The following is a 12418-nucleotide window of genomic DNA, read 5'->3' as shown; positions in this document are numbered from 1 at the left end:
CATGGTGCGATACGCGGAGCCGGGCGTGGCGGAGTGGGTGGAATCGGGCGGTGGCCCGCTCATAGTGGTGCCGGAGACGGTCCTGCCGTTCTGGGCGGGTGCCGACGGGGACGAGACGGCCTCGGACTACGACCGGGCGTGCGAGGTCGACGGCTTCGTCGGACTGCTTCCGGTGGGTGACTCCGCGGCGCTGGTCCTCGGGGACGAACCGGCCTCGACCGCGTTTCTGCCCGAGCACGCCGTCTTCGTCCGCTGGGGCGCCGCGGACGGTGAGGACGAACTGCTCGCCGAAGTACCGGCCGCCCTCGCCACCGCGGCCTGGGAGGACGAGGTGCGCTGGACGGTGCCCGGACCGGTCGTCCTGTTCGACGCGGCCTGGCCGGGCCACGACTGTGCCCGTACCGACAACCTGCGGGTCGCCCTGGAGCCGGGCAGCTACGCGGTCCGCGCGGCCCAGGTCAGCCCCGGCCCCGAGACCTGGCTCGGCCTCGTACAGCTACGACGGCTGTGACCCTCTCCGCCTTCCCGTCCGTCTCCTCGCGCGGGCGGCCCACGCGAGGAGACGGGCAAGGAGCGCCGGGCAGCTGACCGACCCGGCGGGGCCGGGCCGGTGGCCCCGCCCCGCGGGCGGCTACAGCTGCGACAGCTCGTCCACCAGGTCGTCCAGGCCCAGCGAGCCCTGCGACAGGGCCGCCATGTGCCAGGCCTTGAGGTCGAAGGCGTCGCCGCGCCGCTCGCGGGCCTTCTCCCGGCCCAGCAGCCAGGCCCGCTCGCCGAGCTTGTAGCCGATCGCCTGCCCCGGAATCGTCAGATAGCGGGTCAGCTCGCTCTCCACGAAGTCCGCCGGGCGGCTGCTGTGAGCGCCGAAGAACTCCTGCGCCAGCTCCGGCGTCCAGCGCTCGCCGGGGTGGAACGGCGAGTCGGCCGGGATCTCCAGCTCCAGATGCATGCCGATGTCGACGATGACCCGGGCCGCCCGCATCATCTGCGCGTCGAGGTAGCCGAGCCGCTGCTCCGCGTCCGTGAGGAAGCCCAGCTCGTCCATCAGCCGCTCCGCGTACAGCGCCCAGCCCTCCGCGTTGGCGCTGACCATGCCGATCGAGGCCTGGTAGCGGGAGAGGCTCCCGGCGACGTGCGCCCACTGGGCGAGTTGCAGGTGATGGCCCGGGACACCCTCGTGGTACCAGGTCGAGACGAGGTCGTAGACCGGGAAGCGGGTCTGGCCCATCGTCGGCAGCCAGGTGCAGCCCGGACGCGAGAAGTCCTCCGACGGGGGCGTGTAGTACGGAGCCGCCGCGCCGCCGGGCGGGGCGATGCGGGACTCCACCTTCCGCACCCGCTCGGCGAGTTCGAAGTGGGTGCCGTCCAGCGCGTCGATCGCCTGGTCCATCAGGCCCTGCAGCCAGTCGCGGACCTCGTCGACGCCCTCGATGTGCCTGCCGTGCTCGTCGAGGTGGGCCAGCGCCACCCACGGCGTCTCGGCGCCGGGCAGGATCTTCTCGGCCTCCTGCTTCATCTCGGCCAGCAGACGGTGGTACTCGGCCCAGCCGTAGGCGTACGCCTCGTCGAGGTCGAGGTCGGTGCCGTTGAAGTAACGCGACCAGCGGGCGTAGCGCTCCCGGCCCACCGTGTTCGGGGCACCCTCGATCGCGGGCGTGTACACCTCGCGCATCCAGTCCCGCAGCTCGGCCACGGCCGCGGTCGCCGCGCGGGCCGCCTCGTCGAGCTCCGGGCGCAGCGCCTTTGGGCCCGCCGCGGCGAAGTCCTCGAACCAGCCGGTGCCCTTGCCGTCGGTGTCCGCCCACTCGGTGAGCTGGCCGACGAAGGTGGCGGTCGGGCGCGGACCGGCGTACAGCTTGCGTTCCAGGCCCAGCGCGAGGGACTCGCGGTAACCCGCCAACGCGGTCGGCACCGCCCGCAGCCGCTCCGCGATCGCCGCCCAGTCCTCGTCGGTCGTGGCCGGAGTGACGGTGAAGATGTCGCGCACGGAGTGCGCCGGCGTTCCCAGGTTGCCGACCGCGCGCAGACCCTCGTCGGCCTCGTGCACCTGGAGCTCGGCGGTCAGCCGCTCGCGCAGCAGACGCGCGCACCGGCGCTCGATGTCGCTGTCCGCGCCGGGTTGCCGTTCGGCCTCGTCGAGCCGCGCGAGGGTCCCGCGGGCCAGGTCCGCGAGCGCCTGCTGGCCCGCGGGTGAGAGGTCGGGCAGGCGGCGCGAACTCTCCGGTACGCCGAGGTACGTACCGGTCACCGGGTCGAGGGCGATGAGCTCGTCGACATAGGCGTCGGCGACCTCGCGGGGAAGCGGGCTCTTGGTCTCTGACATGCGGTCCATCCTCGTACGACGGACCGTCGCGCGTCACTCCGATTGTGCCGAGGACGCGGTCCGGCCCGCCCGTCCGGCCCCGCACGTCAGTCCCGCACGGCCTCCTCGGAGAACTCCCGCTCCCGTTCACGCGACGACCGCGCGGTGACCGGCGCCATGTCCAGGCGGGCGGTGATCACCAGGGTGCCCTCCTCGACCTGGTAGTCGAGGGGGAGCCCGAGCCCGCGCATCGCGGCGACCATGCCGGTGTTGGACGACCGGGTCACCGCGTACACGCTCGCGCACCCGGCCTCGACGGCCATCGCCACCAGCCGGTTGAGGAGTTCGGCGCCGATGCCGCGCCGCTGCCAGGCGTCCTCGACGAGCAGCGCGACCTCCGTCTCGTCCCCGTCCCACAGCAGGTGCCCGAGGCCGACGACGCGGCCGGAGGCGGTCTGCACGGCGAGGGTCCGGCCGAAGCGCGGGCTGAGCAGGTGCCCCAGATAGCGGTCGGCGTCACCGACCGGCCCGTGGTAGCGCATCCCGAGCGTCCGCGCGGAGCACCGCTCGTGCATCGCGGTCGCGGCCTCCAGATCGCCGGCGTCGGCCCGGCGCACGGTGATCGCGTTGCCCGCGGGCAGTGTCAGCACGTCCTGGCCGCGCGGCACCCGCGGGCCGAGGTGCGCGTCCAGCTCCACCAGGGCGCGCGCCCGCGCGAACTCGGTCGGGGTGAACGGCAGATACGGCCGCTCCACGGTGATCACTCCGCCTTCCGGCGCCCGCAGCCGCATCACCGTGTCCTCCAGCACCCCTTCCACCGGCACGGCCGCAGGCCCTCGGCCGGTTCCGGACGCGGACGTGGCGGGCAGGTGACGGATGGTGCAGCGACCCAGCAACTGCCGTAGCGCCAGCGGCAGTTCAGCGGCGTCCAGGGCGGTCCGGGCGGCCAGACCGAGGATCCGGGTCGGCGCGTCCACCAGGTCGTGGGCGTCGGCCCGCTCGATCCAGGTGTCGGCACCGCCGGCCGTCGTCACCGCCCGGGTGATGTCGGAACCGGCGACGTCGGCGGGGGCGCGCAGCAGGAACTCGTCCACCGTGCCCTCGGCCAGCGGGTGCGCCTGCAGGCTCAGGATGTCGACCCGGTGCCCGGCGAGAGCCGCGCACAGGGCGGCCAGCGAGCCCGGTTCGTCCCGCACCGTCGTCCGCATCCGCCACAGCGTGTTCTCCCCGGCCCGCTCCTCCCCGGGCAGCTCTTCCTCGGGTAGTGGGCGGGCGCCGGTATCACTCGTCGGTGGGGCGTGACCGTGGCGGCGTGACAACCATGTGCGGAAGGCCGCCGAGACGATCCCCCAGGGGTGTACGGGACGCGCGTCCCCGGTACCTGTCACAACAGAGATATTCGGAGTCATGCAACCACTGTGGAGGAATGGTGTTGCGTGATCACGAACGCCTTGTGACTGCTGGGTAAAGTGTGCTTCCCCGTACCGTTCGTCGCTCTTTGTACCGCAATTGCCGCGCACCGGGAGATGACGCCGGTGCGCGGCATGCCTTCGAGTTTACGGGAGTTGGGGGTACGGGAATTACTGGCCGACCCGGCCCGGCTGCAGCACCTGGGTGAACAGCACGGTGCCGTCCTGCTCGCGCAGCCGCACGGTCAGCTCCCCGCTGTCACCGTCGATGTCGACCTCGCCGAAGAACTGGTAGCCGCCCGCGGGCGACACGTTCGACGCGGTCGGCGCCTTCACGAACACCCGCTCCGGGCCGAAGGTGTTGTCCAGCGCGCTGGCCGGGAAGGCGCCCGCGTTGAGCGGCCCGGACACGAACTCCCAGAACGGCTCGAAGTCCGTGAAGGCCGCCCGCGAGGGCTGGTAGTGCTGTGCCGAGGTGTGGTGCACGTCGGCCGTCAGCCACACCGTGCCGGTGATCCGGCGGTGCTTGACGTACCGCAGCAGCTCGGCGATCTGCAGCTCACGCCCGAGCGGCGCACCCGGGTCGCCCTGCGCCACCGCCTCGATGTTCTGCTTGCCCTCGGTGGTGTCCGGCACGACCAGCCCCAGCGGCATGTCGGAGGCGATCACCTTCCACACCGCGCGGGACCGCGACAGCTCCCGCTTGAGCCACTCGAGCTGTTCCCGGCCGAGGATGCCCTGCGGGTCCACGGCCTGGTCGTCGGCCGAGTTGGCGTTGCGGTACGTCCGCATGTCCAGCACGAACACGTCCAGCAGCGGACCCTGCCGCAGCACCCGGTACACCCGGCCGTCACGCGCGCCCGGTGTCAGCGTGGAGATCGGGAAGTACTCGCTGAACGCCCGTCGGGCCCGCGCCGCGAGGACGTCCACGTTCTTCTCGGTGTAGCGGGTGTCGGTGGCCGCGATCGTCTCGCCCGGGTACCAGTTGTTGCGGACCTCGTGGTCGTCCCACTGGATGATCGACGGCACCTGCGCGTTGAACCTCTTCAGGTTCTCGTCCAGCAGGTTGTAGCGGAAGTTGCCGCGGAACTCGGCCAGGGTCTCGGCGACCTTGGACTTCTCCTCGGTGGTGATGTTCCGCCAGGTGCTGCCGTCGGGCAGGGCCGCGGTCGCCGTGATCGGGCCGTCGGCGTAGATGTTGTCGCCGCTGCAGAGGAAGAAGTCGGGGTCGAGCCCGGCCATCGCCCGGTAGATCGTGTAGCCGCCGAAGTCGGGGTTGATGCCCCAGCCCTGCCCGGCCAGATCACCGGACCACAGGAAACGCACCCCGTTGCGCCTGCGCGGCGACACGGTGCGGAAGGTGCCGGTGACCGGCTCGCCGGTGCGGCGCGGATCATCCGGGTCGGCCAGCAGGACGCGGTAGTTGATCTGCTCGCCGGACGGCAGCCCCCGCAGCCGGGTCGTGCCGGTGAAGTCGGTGTCCGCGCCGAGCAGCGGACCATGCCATCTGCGGGGGTTGCGGAACGACTCGGTCGCGGACGTCTCGACGATCATCCGGGCCGGCCGGTCGGAGCGCACCCACACCAGTCCGGAGTCGGCGGTCACGTCTCCCGTCTGCACGCCCCAGCCGGCCTTCGGACGTCCGGACAGGGCGAAGGCCGGTGCCGCGCCGAGGGCGGTGGGCAGGGCCAGGGCCGCCGAAGCGGCCAGGGAGCCGCGCAGGACGCTGCGGCGACCGGGGAGCGGATGGTGTGACATGGATACGCCTCCAGCGACGGGATCCGGCCAGTGTGCAGTGCCACAACTACTGGGGCGCCGCAGCGCGCACGGAAACCGCAAGTGAACAACTGGTCGCGGGAACAAGGGAACCTGTGTGCGATTCGCTGGGGCGATTCACCGTGGTGGTGCGTGGTGCGTGGTGCGTCGTGCGTCGTGCGCGGCGCGGAGTGCGCGCCGGTCAGTGGGTGACCGCCGCGGCCATCATCCGTACACCGTCACGGATCCGTGCGGGGGAGAGGTGGGCGTAACCCAGGACAAGGCGGATGTCCCCCTTGCCGACGGACTGGCACTCGGTCCCGCCCCCGGCCTCATCCGCTGCCGCTGCCTCCGCCTCGGTGCCCGGGTGCCGGCAGTCCGACAGTGGGCGTACGGCCACCCCGGCCGAGGCCACCTCCGCCAGGAACCGTTCCTGCGGGCCGTAGCGCTCCGGCAGGGCGGCGATGACGTGCAGTCCCGCGGCGATCCCGGACACCTCGGTGCCGGGGAAGTGCTCCCGCAGCGCGTCGAGCAGGGCGTCCCGGCGTTCCCGGTAGGCGCGTCGGCAGCGGCGCAACTGGCGGTCGTAGTCGCCGCGCTCCACGAACCGGGCGAACAGCGCCTGGTCGAGCGCGGGATGCCCCAGGTCCAGGGTCCGCTTGCGGGCGACGACCTCCTCGACGAGCCGCTCCGGGACCAGCAGCCAACCCAGCCGCAACCCCGGTGCGAGCGACTTGCTGGCCGAGCCCGCGTAGGCCACGTGGTCCGGGTCGAGCCCCTGCAACGCTCCCACGGGGGCACGGTCGTAACGGAAGTCGCCGTCGTAGTCGTCCTCCAGGACGAGACCGTCCACGGACCGCGCCCAGTCGAGCAGCTCCGCGCGTCGGCGAGCGGAGTAGGCGACCCCGGTGGGGAACTGGTGGGCGGGGGTGGTCACCACCGCCCGTACGCCCGAGGACCGCAGTGCGCCCACGGCGAGCCCCTCGTCGTCCAGCGGGACGGGCACCGTGGTGACACCGGCCGCCGCGTACAGCTCGGCGTGCTGGGGGCTGCCGGGGTCCTCGACGCCGACGGCGCGGACACCGCGCGCGTGCAGGACGAAACCGAGGAGGGTGGTCGCCTGGGTCACCCCGGAGACCACCACGATCCGCTCCGGGTCCGCGACCACACCGCGGCGGCGCGCGAGCAGTTCGGCCAGCGCGGTACGCAGCCGGGGCAGTCCCCGCGGATCGGGATAGCCGAGGTCCGGGTGCGCCAGTTCGGCCAGGACGGCGCGCTGGGCGGCGGACCACGAGGCCCTCGGGAAAAGTGACAGGTCCGGCGTCCCGGGGACGAAGTCGGCCCGCGCGCCGACGGGGCGTGGAGCGAGGTCGCGCGCGGGAGGGCGCGTGGCCCGTACCGCGTCCCCCACCCAGGTCCCGGCCCCGCGGCCGCTGCGCAGATAGCCCTCCGCCGTCAACTGCTCGTACGCCTCCGTGACCAGGCCCCTCGACACGCCGAGGTCGGCCGCGAGGTCGCGGCTCGACGGCAGCCGGGTGCCCACCGCGAGCCGCCCCGAGCGGACCGCCTCACGCAGGGCCGCCTGAAGGGCCCGACCACGCGAGCGGGCCGGTGCCGACGCGGCCTGGAGCAGCAACTCGGACGTCATGCGACGGGACCCTAGTCCGAGGACGCCGGAACCGCCTTCGCTCGTGCGAGGGGTCGCACCCGCTCGCGCGTAACCAGGGGTGAAAGGAGCGCCTGTGGACGCCAAGAACAGATTCGAGACGAAAACTACCTTCGCGCTCTGCCGACTGGAATGGCTGGCCGTTCTGGTCGTGTCACTGGTGCTCGCCTTCCAGCACCTTTCGGAGATTCGCTGGGGCGTGTTCATCGCCTTGTTCGCGGTGATCGACGTCATCGGCTATCTCCCTGGGGCGCTCGCCTTCCGGAGCGGGGGCGGCCGACGGATCGCCCGGGGCTACTACGTCGCCTACAACGTGATGCACAGCCTGGTCACGGCCGGGGCACTGGCCGGAGCGTGGGCCTGGTTCGTCCGGCCGGAATGGGCGCTGCTCGCCCTCCCCATCCACCTCATGGGCGACCGCGCGCTCTTCGGCAACTCCCTGAAAACGTTCAGTGTCCCTTTCGAGCCGAAGGATTCCCTGGAGGGCCCGTATGCCGTCCGTGCTTGACACACTCGCCGAGCACAGCGACAACCCCAGCGCATTCCTCGCCCTCAACAGCGGGAACGAGTACTTCCGTGACGGCCGATCCGAGGGCACCTGCGCCTATCGCCGATCAGGGCGCCATGTTCTGCAGTTCGGCGGCCCGTTCGCGGCGCCGGAACACCGCGAGCGGCTGCTCGATGCCTTCCTGGCCGAGACCGGGCCCCGGCTGGTCGCCGTGCAACTCCAGCGTGCGGACGCCGAGTTGTATGCCAGGCGCGGCTTCACGGTCAACCAGCTGGGCGCCTCGTACGCCGTCGAGCTGTCCCGTTTCACCCTGCGTGGCTCCCGGTTCGTGCGGCTGCGCAACAAGATCTCGCGGGCCCGGCGGGCGGGCCTCGAGGTGACCGAGGTCCAGCACGACGACTGCCGGGAGCTGGACCTGCTCGACGACCGCTGGCTGCGGGACAAGGGCCGGCACGTCAAGGAACTGCGCTTCCTCGTCGGCCAGCGGACCGGGCCCCTGCAGGGCCACCGCCGGCTGTTCGTGGGCCGGATCGCCGGCCAGGCCGTCGGATACATCAACTACTCGCCCGTCTACGGCAGTCGGCCCGGCTGGCTGCACGACCTCAGCAGACGCCGTCCCGACGCGCCTCCCGGCGTGATGGAGGCACTCAACGCCACCGTCATGGAGCGTTTCCTCGCCGACGGCGCCGGTTGGCTCCACTTCGGGTTCACCCCGTTCGCCGGGCTCGGCGAGGAGCACGAAGTTCCCGGCGCCAGCCGGGTGTTCGCCCGGTTCGCCCGTCTGCTGGCAGAGCGCGGCAAGGCGATCTACCCCGCGGCCTCCCAGCTGGAATACAAGGAGAAGTGGGCCCCGCACGCGGTCCTCCCGGAGTACATCGCCTTCTTCGGCAGGCCCCGCGTCGGCGCCGTATGGCAGCTGCTGCGCGCCACCAACGCCGTATGACCCAACGGGTGTGCCGCCCCGCCTCATCCAGGTGTGGTGCCCGCCCCGCCCTGTCCGAGCATGCCCGCCCCGCCCTGTCCGCACGTGTCCACCCCGTCCTGGAGGTCCACACGTCCATGCGATTCCTCGAATGTGAACGCGCCACCCTGGCCAAGCTGCTGCCGGACCTGGATGCCGCCCTGAGCGAGACACCGCTCATGGAGCTGGAGCGGCCGAGCAGCCCCGGTGTCCGGCTCTTCCGGGACAGCGGTGGACCGGGTCTCCTGGTGCCCCAGGCCCACCAGGGCCGCGGCGCCACCGCCCTGGACGCGCTGCGGGTGCAGCGGGCCATCGGCAGCCGCTCGCCGTCGCTGGCCGTGGGAACCACCATGCACCACTTCTCGATGGCCACCCTGGTCGGCCTCGGTGACCTCGGCGGGCAGCCCGACGGCCTGGAATGGATGCTGATCGAGGGTGTGGCCTCCACCAACCGGATCATCGCCTCCGGCTTCGCCGAGGGACGGGGCGGCGCCGGCATCCTGCAACCGTCGATGACCGCCACGCTCACCGAGGACGGGGTACGGATCAACGGGGTCAAACGCCCGTGCAGCCTGGCCCGCTCCATGGACGTGCTGACCGCGAGCGTCATGGTCCCCCGCGAGGACGGACAGGGCGAGGAACTCGCGGTGGCACTGGTACCCGCCGAGAGCGAGGGACTGAGCGTCAGCGGCTTCTGGTCCAGCGCCTTCCTCGCCGGAGCGGAGAGCGAACAGGTCACCCTCACGGACGTCCTCGTCCCGCCGGAACTCCTGCTGCGCACCGCCACGCCCGCCGGGCGGGGACAGGGACTCGACGAGCTCCAGACGGCCGGTCTGATCTGGTTCCAGGCACTGATGACGGGCAGCTACCTCGGCGTCGCGAGCGCCCTGGTGGAACGCGTCCTGCTCAACGACCGGATCCCCGAACACGAGCGGGTGCGCCTGTTCGTCGAGACCGAGGCCGCCATGGCCGCCGCCGAGGGCATCGCCCGCAGGGTGGACAGCGGAGACCTCGGCGAGTCCGCGCTCGCCCAGGCCCTCTGCGTCCGCTACGGGGTCCAGGACACCCTCGCCCGCATCGTGCCCCGCGCGGTCGAACTCCTCGGCGGCCTCAACTTCATGACGTCCGACGAGGTCGGCCACCTGGCCGCCTGCGCCAACGGACTGTCCCTGCACCCGCCTTCCCGGTCCCGCATGACCGAACCGATCGCCGGCTATCTCGCCGACCGGCCGCTCGCCATCGCCTGACACCCAGGCCCTCGTACGGCCGTCCGGATCGCAGCCTGCCCACTCCAGCCGAGTCCCGTTGGGGGAGTACGCCCATGCCGCCGCACGTACCGCACCACCCTCCGAGTCCGACCGACCGGCCCACGCTGCTGCTGACCGGCGGCTCCGGAGTGCTCGGGAGGGCCCTGATCGACGAGCTGTCCGCCGACTTCGACCTGGTCTGCCTGCGTCGGAACAGGCCCCTGCACGACCCACGGGTACGCGAGCTCCAGGGCGACCTGCTCGCACCCCGCCTGGGCCTGCCGGAGCGGGCCTGGAACCGGCTCGCCGACGAGGTGGACGTCGTCCTGCACTCCGCCGCCGAGACCAACTGGCGCACCGCGCCCGAGAACATCCTGCGCACCAACACGTCCGGAACCCGGGCCGTCCTCGATCTGGCCGCTCGCGCCGACGCGCCCCTGCACCTGGTGAGCACCGCGTTCGTGGCGAGCGCGCCGGCCGCCGAGGACCGGCGGCGCTTCCCGGGCGCCGCCGCCTACCTGGTCTCCAAGACGGCGGCCGAGCAGATGGTGCGGGACGCCGGCCTGCCCGGCGTGATCGTGCGGCCGTCGGTCGTGATGGGTGACTCCGTCACCGGGCGGATCGCGGGACAGCAGGGCCTGACCAAGACGCTCGGTTCGATGGTCCTGGGGCAGGTGCCGGTGCTGCCGGGAGCCCCCGAGGCCCGGATCGACATGGTCCCGCAGGACTTCGTCACCCGGGCCGTCGGCGACCTGATCCGGGGCGAGGTGCGCCACGGGGAGTACTGGCTGACGGCCGGCCGGGAGGCCCCGCCGCTGCGGGAGATCTCCGAGGTCTGCGCCAAGTTCGCCGTGGACCACGGCCTGCCCGAGCCCCAGCGCCCCCGGCTCATCCCCGTCGAGGCGGTGCACCGACTGCTGCTGCCCATGCTGCAGGGCACCGCCATGCCCGAGTCGCTGCGCCGGCGCCTTGAGCACTACGCCGAACTCCTGCTGGTGTTCCAACGCGAGTTGCCGTTCGCCTCCTCGCTCGGAGACCCCGGCTGCGGAACCCGGCTGACCCGCACCGGCATCCGCGCCGCCCTCGTACGCAACCTGGAGAGCTGGGCCGCGGACCGGGCCGGGCTGCTCAGGCGACACCGCGCCCGTCCGGCCGCCGTGACGATCCCGAGGGAGGCGGCATCATGACGGTCTCGTCCTCCGCGCCGCCCCCCGCCCCACCGTCCGCCTCCCCTTCCGCGGCACCACCCGCCGTCCCCCGCGCGGCCCCGGCCCTGGCACACCCCGTCTCACCGGCCGCACCCCTGCCCGGCGGTACCGAACTCGTGGAGCTGTACCGGCGGCACATCGGCTCCGGACGGGCGGTCATGGGCCGGGTGCTGGGAGGGATGGCCGAGGTCCGGTCCGAGGGCCCGTGGATCCACACCGACGACGGCCGCCGCTTCCTGGACTTCGGCGGCTACGGCGTCTTCATCCTGGGCCACCGGCACCCGGCCGTCGTCGAGGCGGTGCACCGGCAGATCGACACCCACCCGCTGGCCAGCCGGGTCTTCCTCGAACCGGTCGCCGCGCGGGCCGCCCAGGCGCTGGCCGCGCACACCCCGCCGGGCCTCGACCACGTCCACTTCGTCAACTCCGGCGCCGAGGCGACGGAAGCCGCCCTGAAACTGGCCCGCGCCCACGGTCGTCACGAACTGATCACCACCCGCGGCGGCTTCCACGGCAAGACCCTCGGCGCCCTCAGCGTCACCGCCAACGCCACCTACCAGACACCGTTCCAGCCCCTCCTCCCCGACACCACACAGGTGCCCTTCGGCGACCCGGGCGGGCTCAGGCAGGCGCTGGCCGCCCGCCGGGACCGGGCTTGCGTCATTCTCGAACCGGTGCAGGGCGAGGGCGGGGTGCGCATCCCGGAACACGGGTATCTCCGTGAAGTGGCCGCGCTGTGCAAGGAGTTCGGCGCGCTGCTCGTCATGGACGAGATCCAGACCGGGATGGGACGACTGGGCACCTGGTGGGGAGTGAACGCCGAGGACGTCCGCCCCGACCTGCTCCTGGCGGGCAAGGGGCTCAGCGGGGGAGTGGTGCCGATCGCCGCGATGGTCGCCACCGAGCAGGCGTACGCCCCCTTCAGCCGCGACCCCTACCTGCACACCTCCACCTTCGGTGCCTCCCCGATCGCCTGCGCGGCCGCCCTCGCCACCGTCGAGACCATGGAACGGGAGGACACCGTCGCCCGGGCGGCGACCCTCGGCGCGCGCATCCTGGCCGCCGTACGGGAGGTGTGCGCGCCCTACCAGGATGTGCTGGTCGACCAGGTGCGGGGCCGGGGCCTGCTGATCGGGATCGAGTTCGGCGAGGAGCGCGCGGTCGGCGAGCTGCTGCTGGAGCTCATCGCGCGGGACGTCCTGGTCAACCACTCCCTCAACGCGACCCGGGTGCTGCGGCTGACGCCACCCGCGGTGCTCTCGGACGAGGCGCTCGACCTGTTCTTCACCACACTCGCCGAGGCCCTGCGGACCACTGCTCTGCGCATGACGCGGTGACGCGATGACGCCCCGCAAGTCCGCC

At 72.5% G+C, this 12418-nt stretch carries 10 protein-coding genes; 6 read left to right on the top strand and 4 right to left on the bottom strand.

Going from position 1 to position 12418, the window contains the following annotated elements:
* Position 1: 1 nt before the first annotated feature.
* The gene (locus tag ACFYRY_RS34330) at positions 2-511 is read left to right on the top strand and encodes an immunity 21 family protein (protein ID WP_389154684.1); all 510 of its coding nucleotides are present in this window, start codon (positions 2-4) and stop codon (positions 509-511) included.
* Positions 512-631: 120 nt separating this feature from the next.
* On the opposite strand, the gene ACFYRY_RS34325 is transcribed toward ACFYRY_RS34330, so the two are convergent.
* From ACFYRY_RS34325 to ACFYRY_RS34310, 4 genes are all read right to left on the bottom strand, one after another.
* On the bottom strand, positions 632-2323 hold the full coding sequence (locus tag ACFYRY_RS34325; RefSeq protein WP_389154681.1) for a DUF885 domain-containing protein: 1692 nt from the start codon (positions 2321-2323) through the stop codon (positions 632-634).
* 86 nt (positions 2324-2409) lie between these two features.
* Entirely contained in the window at positions 2410-3711 is a 1302-nt protein-coding gene (locus ACFYRY_RS34320; protein ID WP_389154678.1) for a GNAT family N-acetyltransferase, read from the bottom strand.
* Between the two features lie 171 nt (positions 3712-3882).
* Positions 3883-5469 (bottom strand): alkaline phosphatase D family protein, encoded by a 1587-nt coding sequence (locus ACFYRY_RS34315; protein ID WP_389154675.1) that lies wholly within the window; start codon positions 5467-5469, stop codon positions 3883-3885.
* 199 nt (positions 5470-5668) lie between these two features.
* Entirely contained in the window at positions 5669-7114 is a 1446-nt protein-coding gene (locus tag ACFYRY_RS34310; RefSeq protein ID WP_389154672.1) for a PLP-dependent aminotransferase family protein, read from the bottom strand.
* Between the two features lie 94 nt (positions 7115-7208).
* Here ACFYRY_RS34310 and ACFYRY_RS34305 point away from each other — a divergent pair, with 94 nt between their 5' ends.
* From ACFYRY_RS34305 to ACFYRY_RS34285, 5 genes are all read left to right on the top strand, one after another.
* Positions 7209-7640 carry a hypothetical protein gene (locus ACFYRY_RS34305; RefSeq protein WP_389154669.1) on the top strand — a complete coding sequence of 144 codons (432 nt, stop codon included), beginning with the start codon at positions 7209-7211 and terminating at the stop codon, positions 7638-7640.
* Positions 7624-8583: a bifunctional lysylphosphatidylglycerol flippase/synthetase MprF gene (locus ACFYRY_RS34300; RefSeq protein WP_389154667.1), complete on the top strand. Its 960-nt coding sequence runs from the start codon at positions 7624-7626 to the stop codon at positions 8581-8583. The genes ACFYRY_RS34305 and ACFYRY_RS34300 overlap by 17 nt, the downstream gene beginning before the upstream one ends.
* Before the next feature lie 116 nt (positions 8584-8699).
* A complete protein-coding gene (locus ACFYRY_RS34295) occupies positions 8700-9848 on the top strand; it encodes an acyl-CoA dehydrogenase (protein ID WP_389154665.1) in 1149 nt (382 codons plus the stop codon).
* Positions 9849-9922: 74 nt separating this feature from the next.
* Positions 9923-11035 (top strand): SDR family oxidoreductase, encoded by a 1113-nt coding sequence (locus tag ACFYRY_RS34290; protein ID WP_389154663.1) that lies wholly within the window; start codon positions 9923-9925, stop codon positions 11033-11035.
* Complete coding sequence (locus tag ACFYRY_RS34285; RefSeq protein ID WP_389154661.1) at positions 11032-12393, top strand: aspartate aminotransferase family protein; 1362 nt, start codon at positions 11032-11034, stop codon at positions 12391-12393. Before ACFYRY_RS34290 ends, ACFYRY_RS34285 begins: the two co-directional genes overlap by 4 nt.
* The last annotated feature ends 25 nt before the right edge of the window (positions 12394-12418 follow it).

Source organism: Streptomyces sp. NPDC005263 (genome assembly GCF_042872365.1).
GTDB lineage: Bacteria > Actinomycetota > Actinomycetes > Streptomycetales > Streptomycetaceae > Streptomyces.
Note: the sequence above shows the minus strand (reverse complement) of the source record. Positions and strands in the feature narration are given on the sequence as shown.